General features: G+C 42.1%; 29 protein-coding genes, 1 tRNA gene and 1 pseudogene. 10 read left to right on the top strand and 21 right to left on the bottom strand.

Going from position 1 to position 23049, the window contains the following annotated elements; translation table 11 throughout:
- Positions 1–44 precede the first annotated feature (44 nt).
- From arsM to NZ952_01435, 4 genes are all read right to left on the bottom strand, one after another.
- The gene (arsM, locus tag NZ952_01420) at positions 45–881 is read right to left on the bottom strand and encodes an arsenite methyltransferase (protein ID MCS7119856.1); all 837 of its coding nucleotides are present in this window, start codon (positions 879–881) and stop codon (positions 45–47) included.
- A 77-nt stretch (positions 882–958) separates the two neighbouring features.
- On the bottom strand, positions 959–1132 hold the full coding sequence (locus NZ952_01425) for an HgcAB-associated protein (protein MCS7119857.1): 174 nt from the start codon (positions 1130–1132) through the stop codon (positions 959–961).
- A 588-nt stretch (positions 1133–1720) separates the two neighbouring features.
- Positions 1721–1817: transfer RNA gene (locus tag NZ952_01430), tRNA-Gly, on the bottom strand.
- 54 nt (positions 1818–1871) lie between these two features.
- Entirely contained in the window at positions 1872–2780 is a 909-nt protein-coding gene (locus NZ952_01435) for a tetrahydromethanopterin S-methyltransferase subunit H (protein ID MCS7119858.1), read from the bottom strand.
- Positions 2781–2858: 78 nt separating this feature from the next.
- Between NZ952_01435 and tmk the strand changes: the two genes are divergently transcribed.
- Positions 2859–3512, top strand: a complete 654-nt coding sequence (gene tmk / locus NZ952_01440; protein MCS7119859.1) for a dTMP kinase — start codon at positions 2859–2861, stop codon at positions 3510–3512.
- Here tmk and NZ952_01445 read toward each other — a convergent pair.
- The 5 genes from NZ952_01445 to NZ952_01465 form a co-directional block, all read right to left on the bottom strand.
- Entirely contained in the window at positions 3494–3925 is a 432-nt protein-coding gene (locus tag NZ952_01445; protein MCS7119860.1) for a hypothetical protein, read from the bottom strand. The genes tmk and NZ952_01445 overlap by 19 nt on opposite strands.
- Positions 3926–4033: 108 nt before the next feature.
- Positions 4034–4396 (bottom strand): hypothetical protein, encoded by a 363-nt coding sequence (locus tag NZ952_01450; protein ID MCS7119861.1) that lies wholly within the window; start codon positions 4394–4396, stop codon positions 4034–4036.
- Positions 4397–4486: 90 nt separating this feature from the next.
- Positions 4487–4696: a DUF1922 domain-containing protein gene (locus NZ952_01455; protein MCS7119862.1), complete on the bottom strand. Its 210-nt coding sequence runs from the start codon at positions 4694–4696 to the stop codon at positions 4487–4489.
- A 75-nt stretch (positions 4697–4771) separates the two neighbouring features.
- The gene (locus NZ952_01460) at positions 4772–5758 is read right to left on the bottom strand and encodes a rhomboid family intramembrane serine protease (protein ID MCS7119863.1); all 987 of its coding nucleotides are present in this window, start codon (positions 5756–5758) and stop codon (positions 4772–4774) included.
- A gap of 271 nt (positions 5759–6029) precedes the next feature.
- Positions 6030–6290 (bottom strand): hypothetical protein, encoded by a 261-nt coding sequence (locus NZ952_01465; GenBank protein MCS7119864.1) that lies wholly within the window; start codon positions 6288–6290, stop codon positions 6030–6032.
- A gap of 191 nt (positions 6291–6481) precedes the next feature.
- On the opposite strand from NZ952_01465, the gene NZ952_01470 reads away from it, so the two are divergent.
- Positions 6482–7243 carry an orotidine 5'-phosphate decarboxylase gene (locus tag NZ952_01470; GenBank protein ID MCS7119865.1) on the top strand — a complete coding sequence of 254 codons (762 nt, stop codon included), beginning with the start codon at positions 6482–6484 and terminating at the stop codon, positions 7241–7243.
- 63 nt (positions 7244–7306) lie between these two features.
- On the opposite strand, the gene NZ952_01475 is transcribed toward NZ952_01470, so the two are convergent.
- Complete coding sequence (locus tag NZ952_01475) at positions 7307–7450, bottom strand: ribbon-helix-helix domain-containing protein (protein ID MCS7119866.1); 144 nt, start codon at positions 7448–7450, stop codon at positions 7307–7309.
- 158 nt (positions 7451–7608) lie between these two features.
- Between NZ952_01475 and NZ952_01480 the strand changes: the two genes are divergently transcribed.
- From NZ952_01480 to NZ952_01495, 4 genes are all read left to right on the top strand, one after another.
- Entirely contained in the window at positions 7609–8811 is a 1203-nt protein-coding gene (locus NZ952_01480) for a GMP synthase (GenBank protein ID MCS7119867.1), read from the top strand.
- Positions 8812–8866: 55 nt separating this feature from the next.
- The gene (locus tag NZ952_01485; protein MCS7119868.1) at positions 8867–9190 is read left to right on the top strand and encodes an arcadin 1; all 324 of its coding nucleotides are present in this window, start codon (positions 8867–8869) and stop codon (positions 9188–9190) included.
- A gap of 46 nt (positions 9191–9236) precedes the next feature.
- The gene (locus NZ952_01490; protein ID MCS7119869.1) at positions 9237–9512 is read left to right on the top strand and encodes an acylphosphatase; all 276 of its coding nucleotides are present in this window, start codon (positions 9237–9239) and stop codon (positions 9510–9512) included.
- 112 nt (positions 9513–9624) lie between these two features.
- Positions 9625–9981, top strand: a complete 357-nt coding sequence (locus NZ952_01495) for a DUF2153 domain-containing protein (GenBank protein ID MCS7119870.1) — start codon at positions 9625–9627, stop codon at positions 9979–9981.
- A gap of 95 nt (positions 9982–10076) precedes the next feature.
- Here the strand turns inward: NZ952_01495 and NZ952_01500 are convergent, their stop codons facing one another.
- From NZ952_01500 to topA, 8 genes are all read right to left on the bottom strand, one after another.
- The gene (locus tag NZ952_01500; protein ID MCS7119871.1) at positions 10077–11204 is read right to left on the bottom strand and encodes a TIGR04084 family radical SAM/SPASM domain-containing protein; all 1128 of its coding nucleotides are present in this window, start codon (positions 11202–11204) and stop codon (positions 10077–10079) included.
- A gap of 52 nt (positions 11205–11256) precedes the next feature.
- Positions 11257–11697 carry a hypothetical protein gene (locus NZ952_01505; GenBank protein MCS7119872.1) on the bottom strand — a complete coding sequence of 147 codons (441 nt, stop codon included), beginning with the start codon at positions 11695–11697 and terminating at the stop codon, positions 11257–11259.
- A 125-nt stretch (positions 11698–11822) separates the two neighbouring features.
- Entirely contained in the window at positions 11823–13127 is a 1305-nt protein-coding gene (gene hisS, locus NZ952_01510) for a histidine--tRNA ligase (protein ID MCS7119873.1), read from the bottom strand.
- Positions 13128–13202: 75 nt separating this feature from the next.
- Complete coding sequence (gene endA / locus NZ952_01515) at positions 13203–13766, bottom strand: tRNA-intron lyase (GenBank protein MCS7119874.1); 564 nt, start codon at positions 13764–13766, stop codon at positions 13203–13205.
- A 41-nt stretch (positions 13767–13807) separates the two neighbouring features.
- Complete coding sequence (gene mtnA / locus NZ952_01520; GenBank protein ID MCS7119875.1) at positions 13808–14833, bottom strand: S-methyl-5-thioribose-1-phosphate isomerase; 1026 nt, start codon at positions 14831–14833, stop codon at positions 13808–13810.
- Between the two features lie 78 nt (positions 14834–14911).
- Entirely contained in the window at positions 14912–15343 is a 432-nt protein-coding gene (locus NZ952_01525) for a hypothetical protein (GenBank protein ID MCS7119876.1), read from the bottom strand.
- Between the two features lie 705 nt (positions 15344–16048).
- Positions 16049–16288, bottom strand: a complete 240-nt coding sequence (locus NZ952_01530) for a hypothetical protein (protein MCS7119877.1) — start codon at positions 16286–16288, stop codon at positions 16049–16051.
- Positions 16285–18372, bottom strand: coding sequence for a DNA topoisomerase I (gene topA / locus NZ952_01535; protein ID MCS7119878.1), 2088 nt, complete (start codon positions 18370–18372; stop codon positions 16285–16287). Before topA ends, NZ952_01530 begins: the two co-directional genes overlap by 4 nt.
- 175 nt (positions 18373–18547) lie before the next feature.
- On the opposite strand from topA, the gene NZ952_01540 reads away from it, so the two are divergent.
- The 4 genes from NZ952_01540 to NZ952_01555 are packed head-to-tail and all read left to right on the top strand — an operon-like array spanning position 18548 to position 21239.
- Complete coding sequence (locus NZ952_01540; protein ID MCS7119879.1) at positions 18548–18748, top strand: hypothetical protein; 201 nt, start codon at positions 18548–18550, stop codon at positions 18746–18748.
- Positions 18749–18756: 8 nt separating this feature from the next.
- Positions 18757–19143 carry a holo-ACP synthase gene (locus tag NZ952_01545; protein ID MCS7119880.1) on the top strand — a complete coding sequence of 129 codons (387 nt, stop codon included), beginning with the start codon at positions 18757–18759 and terminating at the stop codon, positions 19141–19143.
- Between the two features lie 21 nt (positions 19144–19164).
- The gene (locus NZ952_01550; protein MCS7119881.1) at positions 19165–21000 is read left to right on the top strand and encodes an HAD-IIIC family phosphatase; all 1836 of its coding nucleotides are present in this window, start codon (positions 19165–19167) and stop codon (positions 20998–21000) included.
- A complete protein-coding gene (locus tag NZ952_01555) occupies positions 20997–21239 on the top strand; it encodes an acyl carrier protein (protein MCS7119882.1) in 243 nt (80 codons plus the stop codon). The genes NZ952_01550 and NZ952_01555 overlap by 4 nt, the downstream gene beginning before the upstream one ends.
- A gap of 4 nt (positions 21240–21243) precedes the next feature.
- Here NZ952_01555 and NZ952_01560 read toward each other — a convergent pair.
- The 3 genes and pseudogenes from NZ952_01560 to NZ952_01570 form a co-directional block, all read right to left on the bottom strand.
- Positions 21244–21411, bottom strand: a pseudogene (locus NZ952_01560) (sugar O-acetyltransferase).
- A gap of 291 nt (positions 21412–21702) precedes the next feature.
- Entirely contained in the window at positions 21703–22524 is an 822-nt protein-coding gene (locus tag NZ952_01565; GenBank protein MCS7119883.1) for a polysaccharide deacetylase family protein, read from the bottom strand.
- A 22-nt stretch (positions 22525–22546) separates the two neighbouring features.
- Positions 22547–22999 (bottom strand): VOC family protein, encoded by a 453-nt coding sequence (locus NZ952_01570; GenBank protein ID MCS7119884.1) that lies wholly within the window; start codon positions 22997–22999, stop codon positions 22547–22549.
- Positions 23000–23049 lie beyond the last annotated feature (50 nt).

Consider the following 23049-nt stretch of genomic DNA (forward strand, 5'->3'; position numbering starts at 1 on the left):
TTCAAGCTGCAAATTCTGAAAATAGTTTTCAAAGGCCATAACGTTTAGCACCGCCGCGGTTTATTCGGCTTAATTCCATAAACGGTTATACTTACGATTAAGTTGGCATATTCTTTTGCATCTCGATTTGAAATGCAAAATCCTTCCATGAGAGCCTTTGTTGTTGGATCGTCAATTATAAGGTCAGTTGGAAACTGTGACTCCCTTAATATTTTTACATTTCTGAAACCTGCGCTTTTGATCAGCTCAAGATATTCATTATTCAATACTGCTCCGGAGATGCAGCCAACATACGCTTGCTCGTTTTCCCTTATCGCCTTGGGCAACTCTTTCAGCAAGACGATGTCAGAAATTATTAGCCTGCCGCCAGGCTTTAAAACCCTAAAAGCTTCTTCAAATATTCGCTTTTTGTTTGGTGAAAGATTAATGACGCAATTCGAAATTATCACGTCAACGGAGTTATCTGCAACGGGGAGATTTTCTATTTCTCCAAGTCTAAATTCCACGTTTCTATAATTACCATTCCTAGCGGCTTTCCTTGCCCTATCGATCATTTCAGGCGTCATATCGATACCGATAACTCTCCCTTTTTCGCCAACCTTTTTCGCAGCTAAAAAACAATCAAAGCCGCTTCCTGAGCCTAAGTCAAGCACAGTTTCTCCTTCTTTTAAAGATGCTAAGGCAACCGGATTTCCACAACCTAGACTGAAAACCTCATCGGAGAGAGATTTTAATTCTTCTTCAACATAACCGGGCTTCTTGTAACCTTCTTCTATATCTACGGGCCCTTTGCAACATGAGCTTGAACAACAGCTACTTTTCTTTTTCGCTATTTCAGCGTAACTTTTCCTTATCATCTCTTTTAATTCAACTTCATCCATGGTCATTATCCCTAACCTAAAACTTCTTTAAGAATCGGGCCTAGGAAACTTTTAACGGAGCTTCCAAGATTTTCAGCCTACACCATGATAAGGCAACACGCCTCATCACCGCTATGACAACTAATAATCGCCAATTTATCATTAGGCCTAAGCTTAATTTTCTCTCTAACATCTTTCGGAAGAACTATCTGACCCTTCGAATCAAGTGTAACAACAGCATCAATCCCGCAACATTTCACTTTATCGTTCAATGTTTAGCACCGTATAAGTTTAACTTTTCCTAATATTTAGATTTTTCTGAAAATCATAAAAATTACTACACGATTCAGATAGCAACGTCCAAATGAAAGACTGTTAGGTCAATTTAACTTTCAATTTGTCATTTTAACCTTGAATCCTTATCATCCCTGTTTCTGATGCTGAAGCGGACAGCTTCGTGCGGTATGGGCGTTTTCTTTGCGCTGCTTCCACATTTATATTAAACAACTTTCATCGCAACGAATTTTAAATCATCATAGGTTGAAGTTTTATAAGGCTGTACTTATGTCTACGCGATTACCCTTTCCTCTCATTCTCTCGAGACATGCCGAGGAGCAAACAGGCACATCCTGGATAGGTTGGATAAATGGTTTGGGTACTCCGCATCCCATACCTCTGGAAAGGCCCAGAGCTTGCAGATGAATGATGAAGTTCAATAAACACCCCGACTGAAGCTGTCCTCAGCCTCCACTTAGCACTCTCAACCCAATTTGAGCAATCATGTATGTCTTACATTCATATACGAGTGAGTATGTGGATTTAAATAGCGCGTAGAGATAGCGCACTTGAACACGAGGTACTGGTGCGGCCGCCGGGATTTGAACCCGGGATTGCAAGCTTGGAAGGCTTCCTCCGTTTGGTCTGTTTGAGTCCTAAACCAGGCTAGACCACGGCCGCAATATTCTTGAAAACGATTTTCGGCATGTTGATCTTAAGTTTTTTGGATGCATGTTAGAACCTTGATATCTTAAATCTTGGATGCTTCGGATCCAGCTTTTTTCCCTCTTCCAGGAGGATCTGTCCGTAAGTAGCGTTAATCAGGCTGGCTGCTGGGAAGATGTGATCGGCAGCGTCTATCGGCCCATAAAGTATGAAGTCTGCGCCTACGGCGAGAGGAAGCGTGTTGACAACGGCGGACAGGGCATTTTTAAGGTTTTTGTCCATCTTCTCTCTTAGGCTTTTCCATGATGATATCGCGTTATGTGCTCCACATCCGGAGGGATAACCGAACCTTTCCTTCACTTCGCGGATAGCCTTGCATGCCAATCCTAATGTGGCTACATCGACGACTACTGTGTCAACAAGAATCTTTTCGATGCCAGCCGCCTTAACCTTCGGTATCAAAGTCTCAAGAATCTTAACTCTTTCCGCTGATGAGATTATAGCCCTTGCACTGTATGTGAGGATGATGGCTGACTTCAAACCGGCCTCCCTAATTTTCGCGTACACAGTCTCTTTTGTCTCAGGGCTTATCGAGTTAAAAACGGTCCTCTCCAGTATCCCAAGATCCTGAGCTGCCTTAATACCGCTCACAGCCGCCTCTTCAGAAACCGCATCTATAGATACAGGCAAGTTTGTAGTATCCGCAACAAACTCTACATACCTATGGGCGGCTTCTGGATTGCTGCATACAATGTCGATCATCGCTGCCAACCCCGTCCTATCTACGAGTTCCTCGACCATCCTAATGCGCGTCTCAGCCTCTTCGCGGCTAAACTCACCAGTCTTCTCATCTTCGACAATCTTGTCCCCCCTGTAAAAGATGCTTCCTATCATTAGGGATGGATTCTCATAGGCTTCGCCGCCCACCCTGAAACCACCTATATCATAAACCTTCTGTTCCATCGAGAACTTCCACATTCCAATCATCTCATTATGTCATATAGAATCAGGTCCATAAATATAAAAGTACGCTGAAGTTTTTGCCAGTTGAAATAGGTGAAGAAGGAAGTCTTTTATGTTGTTAGGAGGATAAAAGAAGTCGTGAAGAAAGGGTTCTTCATCTGTATAGAGGGGATAGACAAGAGTGGGAAGACGACCCAATCAAGACTACTTGTGGATGCGCTGCGCAGGGAGGGAATTGAAGCTTACTACACTACTGAGCCAAGCGAGGGTGAAATAGGAAGATTCATAAGGCGTCAAATTCTTTATACTACGCATCGCGCCCCAGCAGTCGTTGAGGCCTTGCTCTTCGCGGCTGACAGGGCCGACCACATAGAAAGAGAAATTTTACCCGCTATCTCAAAAGGAAGTACTATTATCTGCGATAGATATGTTTATTCTTCAATCGCATATCAGGGCGCAGCCGGGCTGAGTATCGAGTGGATTAAGGAGATAAATCGGTTCGCCTTAAAGCCGGATCTAGCAATATACTTAGATGTGCCAGTTGAGGTTGCATTGGGTCGTTGCGGTGTCAAGAAGTCCATTATGGAGAGCCGGGAAACGCAAGAAAGGGTCAGGGAGATATATTTGAGATTCGTCGATTCCGGGGAAATGACTTTGATAGATGCAAGCGGATCGGTTAAAGAAGTGGCGGACCGTGTAAAAGGATTAGTACTCCAGAAGATGAGGGATTATGCTGATCGTATATAGCTCTGAATTAAGGGTTTCATCTCCATCCTCTCCAATTCAACGTTCACCGCTTGAACGACGAATTCCAATAGATCCTCTATAGCCAAGCGTCTAGTCCCCCTCTCATGATAAACTAATATTTGCATTTCACGGTCTTCAAAAACAAATCTCACTATATAATAATCGAATCTTAAAGGTAACCTTTTACCGCCACGCAGATTATAATATCTGACAATGCATAAGAAATCCAGCACCCTAACCTCTTCCTTCTCAATAGCTTCCAGACATCGATTAAGGACTTCCCTATCAATATATTCGAACGTTATTTCGTCCGCAACTCCAAATTCAACTATAATCTGAATCATGTGATCCATGAATTCCGGGAGTGATGGTCCTCTTTCAGACTTATTAAGCGTGTGTAGGGCATTGACCACAGATCTCTGCACAGATCTTAGTGGTGCCGAATAATGAAAACTTGCTATACAGTGATAGGTTTGGGGAAAGTTTTCATATACCCCTAGCAAAAGACCACCATTAAAAGGTTATCTTGAAGATTTCGCTATTCTTCTAACCCTTTCTAAATTTTCAAGGAGCAGAGAGGTAACTTCGCTTAACCTCTTGAGTTCTTCAACATCAGTCTCATCTTTGATTCTCATCTGAATCTCTTCTATCTTCATTAGAAGAATTGACTCTAAAGTATTGAGCGAAGACACTTGAATTGGCATCTGCTCTGAGGAACCCTCCTTCAATATTATGACTTTCTTGTTACAATGCGCGCACCATAATGTTCCATCCTTCATTCTGAATATGGGCGAAGCGCATGCTGGACACGAAAGATCCGTAAGAGTTGCACCGCTCCTCAGCATATCAGCCATGAGGCGTATCTCATCATTATCGCCGCTCAAGAAAATTCTCCTCTAAATTTTCTAGTATCCCAATTTCTCTTATAAGATTTAAAATGCCTGAGTCGGAAGTAGCATATTAAGATTTACAATCTATCGAGACGAGTGTAATCTCATCTTATATTTCTTTACAGCCTCAATCGCCTCATCTAGCCTATCTGTTCTCAGCAGTACTTTTGTTCTTGAATCTTGAATTGATATTTTTAGACCGCATGTGAAGCATTCCGCTGTACGCTGGCCTTGTTTCGCATATCTGACAGCTCCGCATCGAGGACATGAAAATATCAGGTAACGCCTCTCCAAGCCAGATACGCCTCAAATATTCTGGATTTCCCCATTCGTCTCAAAAGCTTTAGGATTAAAAGATTAGTCCAATATTTATCCATGCAGTCTATTTAATGTGAAACTCAGGACTCCATTCCTATACATTAGATTCTCTGGCTTCGGAATGACTGGGATAGGTAAGCCTACCCGCCTGTAGAGCTTTATGTCGCGATACTCGGCAGAAATCTCTATCTCCCACTCAGAAGCCTTAATTCTTATGGCCTCCTCTTCCACTCCGGGCATATAGGCCAATACAGTTATTCTGTCATCCTCAACTATTAGATCCACCAAAGGCGTGATAACCCAAGGCGCAACAACAGGTCTCACCGTTTCTGGAGCAACAAGTAATGGTCTTCTTTTAGGTCTAATGCGTACTAACCTGACAAGTGCCGAACCATACACGAATCCGCCGATATGTGCCCAGAACGCAACTGTCGAGGGCATGCCCAGCAACGCACCAAATCCCATCAAAAGCTGATATACAAACCAGAAGCCAAGATAATAATAGGCAGGAATTTTGATCACCGTAACAATATAGAAGTACCAGACTAACGTTCGAATTCTTGAGTTTGGAAAAAGAAGAAAATAGGCTCCTAAAACACCTGAAATTGCCCCTGAAGCACCCAAGGAGGGGATTAGAAGATCTGGAAAGAATGGATAAACACCGGCGGAGTAATACATTGATAAAAGAGTAGACCCAATATGCGCTAAGCTTGCAACAACGCCGCCCATAATGTAAAAGGCAAGATATTTAATATGACCGAAAGTATCCTCAACATTATCCCCAAAAACGTAAAGAAAGATCATATTTCCGAGAAGATGAGATATATCGCCGTGCATAAACATGCTCGTTAAAATTGTCCAAACTCTCTCACCTCTCAATATCTCAGCGGGGATGGCGCCATAAACGTAAAAAGCTTTATACATCGAGTCTTGCCCCTGAAGGAAAAAATAGAAGAAAACGATTACATTCGCTGTTATCAGCGCGTAATTCACTAATGGTTTGCTCAACGGTCTGTTCTCATCTCGAATCGGAAACAATGTTTATTCACACCAGCTCAAAGCGGCTTTCTCTACATCCGCCTTCCTTTTATAGCCCATTAAGAAAGGAAAAGTGTCTTTTTAATGTTTATCATTAATAAACTACAACATTTTAAATGTATCCTTACTCTCTTGCATCAGCCTTTCGTAATGGATAATTGGATGGCAAATTGACGTATGTATGCTTACTTTGCATCAAATAGGAAATAGGAAAATTTGTTTATTAATAGAAAAAGTGGAGGAAAATAGACAGGGGTTGATGAGATTTTTTCTATTTAGAAACTGCCAGCATTATCTCAACATTTTTGAAATATTTCAGAAGATCTAACCCTCTCTCAGTAACTTCATAGATCCTTTTGTTTCCCATACGAATCTCTCTAATTAACCCTCTACCAACCATTGATTGGAGAATCTCCTTTAGCGGTATCCAAGAAAGGTTACATCTGTACATTATGTTCGTGGGCTTATTAACGCCTGAAGATATCACTTCGAGAACGTCGAGATACATTTCTAGCTTAGATCTTTTCCACATACCTATTACTACCCCTGTTACAACAACATGGTAAGGATTCTTATCTTAATTATGAAAACTAAAACCGTAAGAATTCTAAATATAAAAAATATGTATAGTCCAACAATTTCCATTTTTTTATGTTTGAAAGTGTAAAGCAAATATCGGGGAGAAAACCTTGATAATTAGTTAGGTAAAAGGGCGGCCGGAAATTGACATTCAAACGTGTGATTGAGGAATCATCTAGGAGTAAGCGCACAAACATAGTCGTTGCGATCGATCAAATTAATTATAATAGGCGGGATCTAATAAGAAAGAGCATAGAGATTCTATATAAGGTTCACAACCATATATGCGCCGTGAAGCTAAGCTATCACCTAGTACTTCCAGTGGGGCTGGATGGTGCTAAGAAGATAATAGATGCCGCACATGACCTAAACCTGCCAGTTATAATGGACTGCAAGATAAACGATATAGGATACACTAATCGCGTGCTTGCTGAAACATTTTTCGACGCAGGCTTCGACGCGGTAACAGCAAACCCCTTTGTCGGATGGGAAGATGGGCTTGAACCAGTCTTTGAGGCTGCCAGAAAAACTGGGTGCGGCGTCATTCTTCTGGTTTTCATGAGCCATAAATCTTCATTGGATGGATATGGACAAAATGTCTATGTCCCTGATGCTGGAAAATTGGAGCCCCAATATGTACTCTTCGCCAAAAGAGCACTAGAATGGGGTGCAGACGGTGCAGTAGTAGGCGCAACATTCCCGGAAAAAATTAGGGAAATAAGGTCTATTCTGAGAGATGAAGTTCCCATTTACTCCCCTGGCATAGGTTTTCAAGGTGGCGATGCTCAACTTGCCTTCTCCTCTGGCGCAAAATACATTATCGTAGGAAGGACTGTTACGCTAGCAGACAAGCCTGAAGAGATCTTATTATATCTGAAGAGCCAGTTGAATGCTAATTTAGTATAGCAAAAGTGGGCATAAACATTAATAGCGTGATAAAAAGGGGCTGTAAAAATCCGTTGATGGTATCTATTTAGTCCAGAGCTCTCGTCTCAAGAGATCACGGACTGCAGCCCTAATCGCTGCACTTCGACTTGGATACATGTTTTGTCTCACTAACTCATCGAGCCCCTCAAGATAGGCTTCCGGCAACAATACTGTGACAAGTCTCATCATCTCATCCTCTCGTTTCTGTTATCAATTAATTCATTTATATGAATTTTTAAGCATATAAGATGTTAGGGTTAAGTTTAAAAGGATTTAGTCTTAACCTATGAGAAATTCATCATCCTGCTTAATGAGGTAATAGATTAGTAGTAGAGGAAGAATGTATGGAAAATTTCGATCCTAAAGGGTTTGTTGAAAAGCAGATAGAGGAGATTCGCAGATTAATCGGTAAAGAGAAAGCCGTGATCGCTATATCTGGAGGTGTAGACAGCTCAACCTGCGCCGTCCTAACCCACATGGCAATAGGTGAGAATCTAATCTGCATAATGCTTGACGACGCCTTTATGAGGGAAGGTGAACCTGAGCAGGTTGCGGAAATACTTTCAAGACCTCCTTTAAGCCTTCCAGTCCGTATTGAAAGAGTACAGGAAAGGTTTCTGAAGGCGGTTGAGGGGCTGAAAGATGCTGAGGAAAAACGTAAAGCATTTCGCAGAACATTTTACGAAACTCTGGGCGAGATAGCAAAAAAGGAAGGAAGCAAATACTTAGTTCAAGGAACAATATTGGCGGACATCATCGAAACTGTTGGCGGAATAAAGACCCAACACAATGTTTTGGAGCAGATGGGGATAAGAACAGATGAGCTATATGGGTTCAAAGTGGTGGAGCCCCTAGCGACGCTCTTAAAATGGCAAGTTAGAGAAGTAGCAAGATATCTGAAAATTCCCTCTGAAATCTCTGAGAGACAACCATTTCCAGGTCCAGGATTATTAGTTAGAGTTGTCGGTCAAGTGAAAAGGGAGAAGCTTGCATCGCTTAAAAAAGCCACGTCAATAACCGAAAAGGAGATGGCCAAACATAAACCTGACCAATACTTCTCGGTTATAATGGATAATGTGGATGAAGTGGAATTTGGCGGAATCGGCGAGATAAAAAGATTAGCTTCCAAGTTTGTGGGCCTGCACCAAGACTTGTTAGAGGTTAGAATACTAGCCAACAAGGCAACTGGTTTGAAGGAGAAGGAACGCAGATACGGGAACATCGTCAAGTTAAAATGCATAAATAGGAAAGGTCGTCTACTTCGTCCCAAGATTAGAGATCTCATAGATCTCCAAAAAGCCATCATCGAAAAAAATGACTCGGTAACTCGTGTATTGTACACTGTTGCCGAAAAGGAGGGGCATCTACCTTACATAGTGGCTATAAGAGCTGTTGTCACAAGGGATTTCTTGAAGGCAGATGTGGCGGAAATTCCATGGTCAACATTAGAAACAATAGCTCATAGCATTCTGATGGAATGCGAAAATGTCTCAGAAGTTTGCTATGATGTAACGCCTAAGCCTCCGGCGACAATAGAAATGGAATAGTTGCGCCTCATAGTTTTTAAGTAACCAAACTCGTTTTCTATTGGAGTGATATGGCATGAGAGTGACAGTACAAAGAATTGAGTCAATAAGAGATCAAGGTGGAAACCTTGGAAAAAGAATTGAGCTTGTAGAAGAGAACGTTATGCCGACATTCGCGATCCGTCCGCCCAGCGAAGAAGCTCAGGTGGTTCAAGAGGTCTTTAGAGTTTTACAACAGCAACTACCAATGCTAGGAATGCAGGCAAAGTTCAGCAACCCAAAGATCATATTATTCCTGACAGAGGAGGAGTATGAGGAGCTCGGTGTACGTTTTGATGTAAACCAAGTCTATGATGTTATTTTGGAGGATGGTTCAATAAAGTTTAGGAAGGTAACGTGAAAACTAAGTTAACTGTCGCTAAAGATCAAGTGGAGGATACCGTTAAATGCGGGCCAGAGTTCACGTGTTTATTAGCGGGCGTGTTCAAGGAGTCTTCTTTAGGCATGAGATTAGGAAGAGGGCTACAAGCCTAAATTTGACAGGCTGGGTGCGTAACCTTCCAGACGGAAGGGTTGAAGCCATCTTCGAAGGAGAACGAGAAGCCGTCGAAGAGATTCTTGAGTTCTGCAGGAGAGGTCCTCCTGGCGCGCTTGTGAGGAATGTTGAAACACGGTGGGAGGAGCCAAAGTGTGAATTTAGCTCCTTTCAAATACGGTACTGAAATAAGCGGAGAAGATAGACCAAAATGAATATTAGGAATAATCTACTGTTAAATGCTTGGAAAGTAAGTTGTTAAGATTGCTCTAAAATATATACTGCTTGGAGCGGTTAGAATGAGTGAAGGGTGGATACAAACCTGCGAAAGAATACTGGATCAAATTAGAAGATTTTCAGAGAAGAAGGACAAGGATAGGCTGGATCTAGTCCAGTCTATGAGATTTGCCCTCTATGCTCTCCATAGGAGCCTGCTTGGATGGCTAAACTGGGTTAATAATCCAGATATAATGGCGTCGTTTAACAGGGAGGAACTGGAGGAGATGAACAAAAAGCTCACCGAATTTATAGAAGAATTCATAAAGTATGATATTCAAGTGACCGAGAGGGGCGCAGAAAAAAACTTGGCAATGCAAAAGGCAAGACAGGAAGATGAGAGAATTAGGAGAGGCCCCGAAGACATATTCTACATCTAAAACTTTAGCAATTTTCCAAGGTTATCTCTAAGGCTAAAACTTGATGCGAGTAACTGAAGTTACAGTTAAATTTTTGAATTAGCTTATGCCCCGACTTATGGTATCACTTCGCAGCCATTATACTTTATGTGGTTAAACTGATCTATACTTATCCTTCCGGTGGAGATCATACTTTGAACAATTGGCATTGCAGCTCTAAGAGAGTCAATCATGTTTCTTACGGTTTGACATACCATCGTATAGGTTTCATCAGGCCATCTCTTAGTCAGGTTTGCGTATAGACATCTTCCTCCACAATCACCTAAAATATCGCATTCGGTACACGGATGCCCAACAAAGAGTTTCCTCAGCCTAAGAGGATGGGTTCTATTAATATGTCCGAGATAGAAGTCGCGCATACCATTCATTATTGGGCATGGTATTATATGCCCATCAGTCTGTATGCTGTAATTGATCCATCCTGATCCGCACCGCAGCGAACTTCTCTCCCCCTTTAGTAGAGATTCCATAATGTCTAAGAATGGGTAAATTCGTAGAACCTGTCCGTACCTGCGCATGTTCTCTACCCAAAATTTAATGAGCCTGCTTATTCCCGGATTATACACATTCTGAGACCAAACTTTGAATTTATCTCTTCGAGCTGGTAGATCGCTTTTCCAAAATCCAGCGTCAATCTGCCAATGAATGGATGAGAAGGGAAAATCAGGGTTTCTTAAAAGCCACATGACCTGTCTATATATGTCTGTTTCCTCCGTTACAGTCATTCTTGCAACGATTTCGCCCTTAAATCCATTATGCCTAATCTTACTCAAATTATCAATTATTTTCCTGTAAACGCCCCTTCCACGATTATGATCCGTCAATTTTTCATTCCCATCTATGGAAACAAATATTGTGGATATTCTCTTCAAGTACTCTATATCAAGTTCGGCTAGGTGTATACCATTTGTCTGAACAGTAAAGCTGCCAACATTAACTGAATCCATTATCTTTTCCATTTCATTCATGCAGAGTAGCGGCTCGCCTCCGTAAAAGATGATGTGGGCGTCTGGATCTTTCTCGATGAAATTTTTTAGGGCGTCAATGCTGTAACTGATGGTTTTCGGAACAGAGTAATCTACTTCAAAATCTCCAAAGTCCGTTTCAATCTCCTTGATAGACTTATCGTAGCAATATCCGCATTTTAAGTCGCAATCAGTCGTAAGAAGTATGTGATAGAACATCCTACATCAGCATGTATCGTTCACGTTAGATTGATGTATCTATGGTTCACAATTATGGCTTTCTTGGAACACGAAAATGCGAATCTTTACCCGCGCTGACATATTCCCCGCCGAGTTGATCGCGAACAATTGTAGCTATTCGCCTAAAGTTATCGGCTCCAAGATACTGGCGCGGCTTTACCAACACATACTCTTCATCTTCTTCAAAATAGATAACTGGCCACAAGTCTTCTGGAAAGGCTTTTTGAACATCCATTGCGGTTCGTCGCTCAAGAGCCGTGGGTGAAGGTGCCTGGTCTTGTATAACGTTGGTATGGACAACTGAAGACGCGGGGTGTCCAGACAGGGCGTCAGGTGTTGTGGGAGCTGCAAGATATCTCTTCAAATTTTTAGATATTTCTGACAAATCTTCTGAGAGAAACTTCAGGATACTTAGAAGCTCATCCACCCTTCGAAGAAATTCTTCAAACCTCTGCTTATCCTCGGTGCTCATGCATCTGCCTTCCATAGCAGATTGTAATCATGTCGTCAGAGTATAATGGAGTACTCCGGACACTTATAATTTTTCGCGAATATCACCAAAGATGTGATCTTAACGCTCACCATGAAACTTCATTGTCATTCATAGACGGGAAGCACTCCTAATAGATCATTTATGTTAACAACGTTTTGTTCTTCCTTTACTAGATCTCGCAGAACCACTTTCCCTTCCTTCGCTTCTCTTGAACCTACTATTACGGCATATTTTATCCCTTTTTTAGGAGCGTTGGAAAGTGCTTGGGATAATGAACGCCCAGTAATTTCAATTTCCGTGCAGATCCCGCATTCTCTGAGTATCGAAGCAATATTGAACGCTTCTCTAACCATATCGTCCCCAACTGGGATGATCAAAACCCTCTCGAGGTGCGACATAGTTTTGATCGGAGCGCCCTGTTTCTTGAGCGCCAGCAATATTCGATCAAGCCCTGGAGCTACTCCAATAGCTGGCGTTTTTCCTCCACCGAAAAGTTCGATTAACCTGTCGTATCTTCCTCCACCGCCCAGTGCATGGGTCATCTCTGGGACAAAGATTTCGAAGATTACGCCCGTATAATACTCTAACCCTCTGGCAAATCCCGCCTCGAGAAGTAATGTTAAATTTGATTCAGTATCCCGGATAAGATTAACTATTGCTTTGAGATTTTCAATGGCTGCTAGTGCTTCAGGATAGTTCCTTACAACTTCCTCCATCTCTAACAGCAGGCGATCCGCATCTCTCCCGCCCAAAGTAAACAGAGTCTTCATATCGTCTAAAGCTTGCTTGCTTGCGCCAACACCTTTAGCAAGATTCAATGCTTCCTCCCAGCATTTCTTGTCAAGCAACTGCATTATAGTATCTTGCCTTTCTTCTGTAACTTTCTCATGCTTTAGTATCCCTCTCAAGATGCCTACATGGCCTACCTTGAATTGATAATTCTTCAAACCTACCTTTTTCAAAAAGCTATTCGCCAAACAAAGAATCTCTACATCTGCCTCAGGTCTGTTGGAGCCGAAAAGTTCATAATTGGCCTGCCAGAACTCCCGGTATCTGCCGAATTGCGGTTCATCGTAGCGGTAGAGGCTGCCAACGGAAAAAAGTCTTAAGGGTTTCGGTAAACTTTGCATTTTTGTTGCTACAACTCTTGCAACTGAGGATGTGAATTCAGGTCTAAGAGCAACCTTACGGCCGCCTAAGTCTTCGAAGACATACATTCGTCTCCTGTTTTCTTCTCCAATTTTCGCGGCAAGCAATTCATAATTCTCGACGACGGGTGTGATGACTTCTCTATACCCAAAAAGTCTAGCAACTTTTCTTGCTACATCCTCGATAGACCTGAGAGCCTCGGCCTCATCAGGCAGAAAATCCCTCATCCCTCTAACTGTTCTTAGGAACCCAATCGACAAGGCTAAAACCTCAACTGTACTTCTCCGCTTAACGGGCCAATTACATGCTGGATTAGAAAGGCTATAAAGGTTTCCTTACTCAATTCTAGGCATCGAAAGCTGAGAAAGGGAGTAATAAACGATCTCCCCCCTCCGGCTTAGAACAGAAAGAATCAGCATCTTCTTCATGCTCTGAGACTGCTTAATAATGCGAGCGAGATTCTCAACAGGGATCGGTTGTCCCTCCTTTACACAGAGTATTAAGTAATCTGCGGTTGACTTCCCATATTCTCCTCTCTCATACACGCGGAAATCGATTCCCAAACCAAAGCCTTCTCTCACGACATATCCTCTGCTTCTAAGATCTCGATACACTAGGTATTTCGTCCAAGCATCCTCGTATTTCGAGCGGAACCTTTCGAGAAGATCCTGAAATGCTAGTTTCTCATTAGTCTTCTCATCTTCAATTTCTATGATGCCCTTGTATACGAGATAGAGAGCTTCGTAGAAAGCAAGTTTTAGAGAATCATCTTCCTGAGTTCCATATCCCCTAGAGGTTAAGCTCTCGGTATTCTCATGAGAGGAAACAAAAACATCCCCGTCCTTAAGGAAAGCCTTAATTCTTTCTTTACTTTCATTCTTTTCTGATTCAGATTCCATGAGTAGCCGCCTCAGACCCGGTACTACAATTTAATCTAATCTTAAATCTTAACTATTCTCTTAAGATTAGCAAGATCTCTCCTATCCAAAACGCCATTCTCACTTATTATAGCACTAACATATTTTAGTGGAGTGACGTCGAAGGCAGGGTTCAGAACTTTGACACCGTGAGGTGCAATTCTGTAGGGACCAATCATGGTAATCTCGTCTGGGCTTCGCTCTTCTATGATCACATGCTCAGAGCGCTTAGATAGATCGAAGCTTGAAGTTGGAGCTGCAACATAGAATGGAACTCTATTCTCTTTAGCAAGGATTGCTAGCGAATAAGTTCCAATCTTGTTTATCACCGCGTCCTCTACTATCCTGTCCGCACCCACGATAATTTTGTTAACTAATCCTTTGGACATGAAGTATCCTGCTGCACTGTCCGCTATTAGAGTAACAGGTATCCCATCACGCATGAGTTCATATGCTGTTAGCCTAGCACCCTGGAGCAATGGTCTTGTCTCATCAACAATCACCCTTATCTTCTTTCCGTCATTCCATGCCATCCTAATGACGGCAAGGGCGGTTCCATACTCAACGGTTGCAAGACTTCCAGCGTTACAGTGGGTTAGAATGGTATCACCATCCTCTATAAGCTTTGAACCCTCCCTCCCGATACGGAGATTTATATTAACGTCCTCATCGACTATTTTATTAGCCTCCCTTATTACAGCATGCCTTAAGCACTCTACATCACCTTCAGTCTCCACCGCAGCACGCATGACCCTATCTACAGCCCAGAAAAGGTTAATCGCGGTGGGTCTCGTCGACCTTAAGATCTCAGCTGACCTTTCAAGTTCATTGAGAAATTCATCCCTATTTCCAGCCCTCGACTTATAGGCGGCTAAAGCCAGACCTAAGGCCGCTGCAACCCCGATAAGAGGAGCTCCTCTAATCTTCATGTCTCTAATAGCTGAAGCCACATCTTCAGGGGTTCTCAATTTTATCCAGACTTCTTGATGAGGCAGAGCGGTTTGGTCAAGCGTTGTTACAACACCGTCATTCCACTCGATTGTCCTCAAGTTAAGCCCCCCAACATAACGGGCTAATATTAACGAGAATACAATATCAGAGAGTATTTAAAAAGTGAACCATTGACACTAGCTGCTCGGATAGTTGATCTTCCAGAAAAGGATAATCTCAATCATGACAAATGCTACAAGCAGAAGAATTACCCCAATCTTCAATAGAAGCGACGCTTGTTGCGGATTACGCGAATACCTTATACTGTAATAGACCATCAACAGCCCGGCTGAACCAGTAGCGTAAAGAAGCATCACACCTAAGCTTTCCATGAGCAGCTGCTCATGAATTCTCCAAGGAAGGAAAGAGATTATCCGCCCACCCGATGGTATATATGTTATCGGTGACATGAAGAGGTCGAAGACTCCGCCGCCAATAAGGAATATTGAAGCGATCATAACAATCGTTGCTATTAGCAGGGGAGAGGGCTTATAGGCGCTGATCCTTGAATACGTCTTCTTAAGACCATAACTGAAGGAGCTTAATCTTCGTTTAAGAGTCCTTGACATCTCTTAACCTTTCTCTTATATTTTTCCTAACTAATCTACTAATGACTGAATTTAAATTTTGCCTTTTGATGGTGAACTGCTGACCATTGGCTCATAGATGTAGTGTAACTGAAGAAAAGAGATCCGGAAGGAACATATTTAAGGAAGAATGTTTCTGTAGCAGCCGCTTTCTTAACGCTATCCCCTTTACTTATATTTTTACCATAATGTCACAATCACGTAATACTGTGCCCAAAGAAATTTTTCAAATAACCCTTTTTAACATTATTGATCGTCTACTCAATGATTTATGTGCCCAGGCCCATTGTTACATGGCTCTTCTACACATGGTCGGCACCAATTGTGGTCTACGGCAAGTTTTTACCATATACATAACTTATCGGCCATTCTTATTCAACCGTTTTAGGTACTGCCCCTCATGCCCATTGGCAGAGGTTTACGGATTGCTTGACAGAATTAGCTTGCTTAAGAAGATGTTGTATTTATTTAATAAGAAACGAAACAAGTGTAATAAAATAAGAGATTGGGGTCTCAGCACACTGCATATGATGGATACTATAAAAGCTGTAACCCTAAATTAACTTTTATAATCGCTTTTTAGAATTTGGTAGGGTTCAGTTTGGCTGATGACCTAATCATTTAATGCAACTGGCATGCTAAACCACATGCGATTATTTTATGCTACCTTCATAATCTACCATTACTTTAGGAATGATCAATTTTTTCCCGGTTTAGAGTTCGGTTCGAAGTCAGAATTTTTTGGATGACTTCTTTAACCCAAACCCCGGTGAACGGGTTCTTTAAGATCTCTTCTAAGTATTCTGTCCATGAAATACTCATTGACTTCCTCCAAGATTCGTATCCTTCGATCAAATTCTTATACGCCTCTTCATGGAGCTTGCAGAATCTACTCTCTGCCTTTCTGCCACAAACTTGACATTTCATTTCTGTTTTCCTTCCTTTGATGGGCAATTTGGGTTGATGCAGAATGTCCAGGGACGGCGACCTTGAACCTTAAAGGTGATCATCGGCCATTCGCATAGATGACAATTTCTCGCTGCAGGTTTAACTGTACCTTTTTGCGGAAGGGGGAATGATGCTTTACATGTTCCCTCAAAGAAATTTGTGCATCCAATGAACCGTTTTCCAGTTTTTTTAGAGTAGAGTATTACAAGATCCCCTGTTTTGCATAAAGGGCAGTCTCCTATCAAACGTTGCTCCATGCGGGCCTTTCTTATGGCCTCGCTTAGCTCTTGACCTAAAGACTCTTGTTGACTCTTCAGTTCCTTCAAGACGGTTCTAAGCTCAAGTTCCGCTTTGCTCAATACATTCTCTTTCACCTCATTTCCGTTTTGGATCTCCTCCATACTCCTTTCAAGGTCCCTTGTTAGTTCAACCGAAATAACTTTAGGACAGTATTTATCTAAAATCTCTGTAATGTTGAAGCCTAGCTCCGAGACCACTGCCCTCTCCCCACTTACATATCCCCTTCTGTAAAGCGTATCGATTATCTCCGCCCTTGTCGCTTTCGTGCCAATTCCTTCCTCCTCCATTTTTTGGAGTAGGCTGCTAGGATTATAACGTGGAGGAGGTTTAGTGAATTTGTCTTCACGAATAACCTCGACGACCTCGACTTCCTGCCCCTCTTTTAGGGCTGGCAAAATAACGTCCTCTGAGCGTATGAAAGGCTTATAGAAAATAATCCAACCTTCATTGATTATGTGTCTTCCTCGAAGATAGAACGTGTGACCGTTAACATCTATTAAGACCTTCATACTTTGCCTTACTGATGGCTGACCGAAAACGGACATAAAACGTCTAGTAATAAGATCCCAAATTCTCCTCTCATGAACGCTTAATTCCCGTTCCGGCAGGTTGCCAGTTGGGTAGATAGCTGGATGTGCAGGGTCATCTTTCTTTCCCTCATTAGGCACAAGATTTTCCTGTTCTAAGAGAATCTGGCAAAGCGGCTTGTATGTATTCTCTCGGCTTAGAGACTCGATTATCTCCCGGTAATTTATGGAAGGAGGAAGTTTTTGGCTTGAGGTTCTAGGATAAGAGATTAAAGCGTCTAGATACAGCCTTTCAGCAATGTCAACTGTCTGTCTAGGTGTATATTTGAAGTAACTGTAAGCTTCGGCTTGTAGAGTCCCGAGATCAAATGGTGCGGGCGGGCTCTGCTGGATCATCCTTGTCTCAACACTCTTTATCCTCCCCTTTTTGCCTGAACACTCATTTACAATAGACTGCGCAGTATCTTTCATTTCTATTACTTCACGCTCGTATTCAGCCTCCAATATTGTGCCGTCAACATTGATTCTAGCTTTTATGCTCCAGTACGGGGTTGGGACAAAGCAATTGATCTGCTTCTCTCTCTCAACTAAGAACTTTAAGGTTGGACCCTGTACTCTCCCGGTGCTAAGCAAAGCGTATCTTCCACTATAATTCTTGGCTGCAACTGTCATCGCACGTGAAAGATTAATTCCATACATAGCGTCCAGGAAGTGTCGGCACTCACCAGCCTCAACAATCCGATTATCAATATGCTCCAACAAGTTGCTGTATGCTTCCCGGAGCTCATCTGCAGTTAAGGTTGAAAATTTCATCCTCTTTGCTTCTACATCTTTTCCTCCGCATGCAAACTTAAGAATCGTGTACCCAAGAGTCTCACCCTCAATATCATAATCAGTTGCCAAGACAAATTCGTCCGCTTCTTTAGAAAGAGTGGAGATTAAATCGATCCAATTCTTGGTCTCCTTCGCATCCTTTTCTACCAGGTATCTAGGAGCCCATTCAAAATTGAAGACTGGAAAAATACTTCTTTCACGTATTTTGGGCGCTACTGTGTATAAATGCCCTAAAGCCGCTACTATTATCAACCTTTCATTATCCCTAAATGCTTCGTAATATGGTACACCGTTAAACTCCCTCTTTTTCGGCGTCCCCTTCGCGTCCAGTGCCTTGGCTATACGCTCCGCCGCGTTCGGTTTCTCAGAAAGCACTAGTATGGTCTTTACGCCCTTATCCAACACCTTTGCGTCATCCCTTACTGCTTTTCCTCATGGACAGATTAGACATCTCTATTGGTATACTAATAAACTTCAAACATGACATCAGGTAAATTAAACTTGTCTTGCGTTTGCCTTATTAAGTGGATTCTCCTCTAATTCTCTTAAGTGTAGTGTATTCCTTGGAGGTTAAACGTTGCCTCAACAAATAATCTGCCACAAGTGTGGGCACGTCTTGTATTACGGAGGCGAATTGAAATCGCCAGAAGAGATACACCAGATGTATGAAGGGAAATGTCCAAAATGTGGGAGAGACCTTTCCTCTAGCCCTATTAATGTTGATGTCAAGCCAGCTAACAACTCCGCTGCTTCAAAATTCATAAAAAGTGAGGTTTAGGCGACCCTATGTGGAATATTGGAGTAGACATAGTTGAGGTAGAGAGATTCAGAAAGATGGATTATGAAACTCATAAGAACTTCTACCAGAACATATTTACACTCAAAGAGATCGAATACTGTCTTTCACATAAAGATTCGGCTCAAAGGTTTGCCTCGACATTTGCTGGAAAGGAAGCGGTGTATAAAGCGATATCTGAGAGACTTAAGGTAGGTCTTAACGAGATAGAGATTGTCAGAGATTCTGGAATCCCCAAAGTGAATATTTATCCGGTGAGACGAGATGAATTGAATAGTTCTACAATAAAGGTTAACGTAAAAGTAAGCCTTTCACACACAAGGTCATTTGCAGTTGCATTTGCAATTGCAACATTCGAAGAGAATGAGCAAACCTGAAGAATTCGAGGAAGAAGATGGATGAGTAGAGAGGAAGTATTCGGCGAGATTAGTAAGATTCTTCAGACTGTTAGGCAGGACCCCTCATATCTCAATTATTGGCATGCTTACAAAAAGATACAGAATCTAGCACGAACAATTGAAATCCCTGAACGAAGAGGAGTGAGGATTGCCTTACTTAGCTCATTCACTATTGAACCCTTAGTCGCATGTTTAGATATAGAGTGCAGGTTAGCGGGCTTAAATCCAGAAATATACGTTGCACCCTTTGGTCAATATTCACAAGACATTATAGACATGAACAGCCGTCTCTACATTTTCAAGCCGGACATAATCTTGGTGGCTATCGATGCTGAATCACTCTTAAAAGATGACTTTTTTTCGAATTTTCCAAAAATTGGTGAAGAAGAGAAAAGAATCTTCCAAAATGAGGTAATAGAGCATCTAACTGGTTTAATATCGAAACTGACGAGTCAAACGAATGCGCTGGTGCTCCTTACTAACTTCATAGTTCCAGTTTTCTCTCCATTCGGCATATTAGATAGCAAGATTGTATTAGGATTGAAGGAGTTCTTTGTGGATTTGAACACAAAACTATGCAACATTTACAGAGAGAGTAGACAAGTATATGTCTTCGATCTTGAAGGTCTCGCAGCCAAGCATGGAAAAGAAAGATGCGTTGAGGCGGAGATGCGTTTCAGAGGATCCATATTGCTCAGCAGGTCTTTCATGCCTTTAGTTGCTAAAGAGATCGCTGGTTACGTAAAGGCGTTGAAGAACCTTACTAGAAAGTGCATAGTGGTCGACTTGGATAATGTACTATGGGGCGGCATCTTAGGCGAGGACGGGTTTGACGGCATAAAGCTTGGCAGTGATCCTGTGGGGAAAGCATACGTCGATTTCCAAAAACTTCTCCTTTCTTATTATAACAGAGGAATCATTCTGGCTATAAACAGTAAGAACAATTACGAAGACGCTATGAAAGTCATAAGGGAACATCCGAATATGATTCTAAGGGAAAAACACTTTGCTGCCATGAGGATAAATTGGAAAGACAAAGTTGAAAATATGATCGAACTTGCACAGGAATTAAATATCGGCTTAGACAGCATGGTCTTTGTTGACGATTCGCCGCAAGAACGTGAGCGGATAAGACAGGCTTTGCCGCAAGTGTTAGTCTTAGAGGTTCCAAGCAGCCCCTTTAGATATGCTGAAGCGTTGATGGAATTAAATGATTTTAACACTCTGGCAATATCTGAAGAGGATAAGCTCCGCGGAGAAATGTACTACGCAGAAAGGAAAAGGAGAGATCTCATGAAGTCAGTGAGCAACATTGAAGACTTCTTGAGATCATTAGATATGACGGCGGAGATAAGATATGCAGACAGCTTCTCGGTACCTAGAATAACAAGCCTAATCAATAGGACTAACCAATTTAACCTTACTACGAGGAGAAGAACACAGGTCGAAGTTGAAAGGATATGCTCTGAAAAAGATAAATATCTAGTTTATAGCATGAGGGTTACCGACAGGTTTGGCGACGAGGGAATCGTCGGCGTCGCAATCATAAAGAAGGGAGAGAAGGAATGGATTATAGACACATTCCTGCTAAGCTGTCGAGTTATAGGGAGAAGGGTAGAAACAGTCCTCTTGGCTAGAATAATTGAAGATGCTAGAAGAAGCGGCGTCTCTTTCTTGATTGGAGAATACATTCCAACAGAGAAGAACCAGGTTGCAAAATCCTTCTATAGCGATCACGGATTTAAATTTGAAAATGAGGAACAAGGGGTAATGCGATGGAGGCTTAATTTGCAGGAGTCAACCGTCAAAATGCCTGACTGGGTGAAAGTAATATGAGTGGAGAAGAAAAAAAATTGAAAGAGATAATCTCAAAAGTTCTTCTCTTAGATGAGACAAAAATATATGACGGAATCTCACGAAATGATGTTGAAGCATGGGATTCTCTCACTCATCTTATCCTAATAAGTGAAATTGAAACAGTATTTCAGATATCTTTTAGCGATGAAGACGTGATAGAGATTAATACAATAGGCGACTTAAAAGCCAAAATGAGAAAACACGGCATCCAAATTTGAGCTCCTATTTTAGTGTTCTAATCGGCCTAGCCGGATATCCAGCTACAAGAGTGTAGGGAGGCACGTCCCGGTTAACGACGGATCCGGCGGCGACGATTGCACCCTCGCCAACTGTAACGCCTGGAAGAATTATGGAACCAGCCGCAATCCATGCTCCACGCCCAATCTTGACTCGGCGAGGCTCCTCGTAATAAAGTTTTAGTCTCTGATGGAATGGGCTGGCGCCTGAATGCGCCATTATAATGACACCGGGACCTATGCTAGCCTCATCTTCAATCTCGATATAATCAGGGTATTCCCCGTCAAACATGGCAAGAAATCCTATATAGACGTTTTTTCCTATCTTTACACCACATCTTCTCCATAGGCTGCTCCTAAACTGGTATACGGGTGCGATCCAAGCGAGAATGCGAAAAAGTCTACCTGTAATCTTGCCCATGAAATAGTATTATTGGATCTTACCCTAAAAAAGCCTTGTCAAATACTCGAACAAGGTAAAATTGTCTATGTCTCCGGTTAGCAGGCAGCAAAAGGCAGCTCCATCTTTCCAGCAACCAAACTTCAGCCAATAATCCACTGACTCTGTTACCTTGGGAAACCAGCAATTGAGTTTTTCCCCGTATGCAAGTATGTCTTCAAGGATGCCGATGTATTTTTGCTGTCCAATCCTTATTGGATGCAAGTCGAACATAATTACGCCATGATCTTCAAAGGTTTCCTTCATCGTCTTTATGAAGAGTCTTGCGATTTTAGTGGGGCTGAGACCGTAGATGTCAATAAGCGTATCATCGGACCATTTGCATTGAGGTATGCAAACGAAGCTTGATTCTTTTCCATTAATCTTTATCCTAAAGAATCTTCTTAATTCGCGGTACTGCGGCCTGAAGCCTATGCTTCCCTCCCAGATAAAACCGAAACTGTCCAGAATTCTTGCAGTTTCATCTGGGCATGTATTGTAAGGAGCCCTGAACCCAGTAATCTTAACACCTAAAGATCTAAACGCGCGCAGAGCCTCCTCAATATCCCTTCTCTGTTGTTCAACGGAAAGATACCTGTAATTAAGATGCTTAAAGCCGTGGCATGCAATTTCTTGATCGTAGTCGAGGATATGGGAGATTATATCTTCATGTTTCAGGGCTATTGAGCCAACGATTGGAAACGTGAACCCTGCCCCAAATTTTTCTGTAACGGGCAGTATTTTCTCGAGTAGTTTTTTAAAGGACGTTCTGTGATATTTGATCATGTGGATGGCTTGGTCTAAGAATAAGGTTCTTCTCTCTTTCATAAGATACCTTAGCCAAGCAAGATTAGGAGACACTTGAAGCAACCACATCCTCTGAGTTATTCTCAGATGGATCCTCAAGGAACTCAACGAGGTAGCGGTCCTTCGTATAGACAAATGCTATTCTCTTGCCGTCATAAAGTTTCGCTTGAGATGGTCCGAAGACTTTTTTCGCTCCACTCTTTTGAGCTTTTTCAAGAGAGAGCTCCAGGTTACCGACCACAAAGCATAGGTGATAAAGGTTGAAGCCTCTCTTGAGTAGATTAGATATGGGAGAATCTTCACCTAATGGGCAGACAAGCTCGATTGCCGGGCCGATACTTCTTGAGTCCGAAAGAAGAACTACTTTAACCTTATTTTGCTCGTCGGCGACGATGTCAGAAACAGGCTCAAAATTGAAAAGGCTCTTGTGGTTCCTAATGGATTCATCTATATTATTTGTAGCTAATCCTATATGATGAAGTCTCAATTTCCTCATCCCGCAAACCTTGATACCTAATTTTCCCTAATAAATATTTGAAATGACCC

The organism is Candidatus Bathyarchaeota archaeon, from assembly GCA_025059045.1.
Lineage (GTDB): Archaea > Thermoproteota > Bathyarchaeia > Bathyarchaeales > DTEX01 > JANXEA01.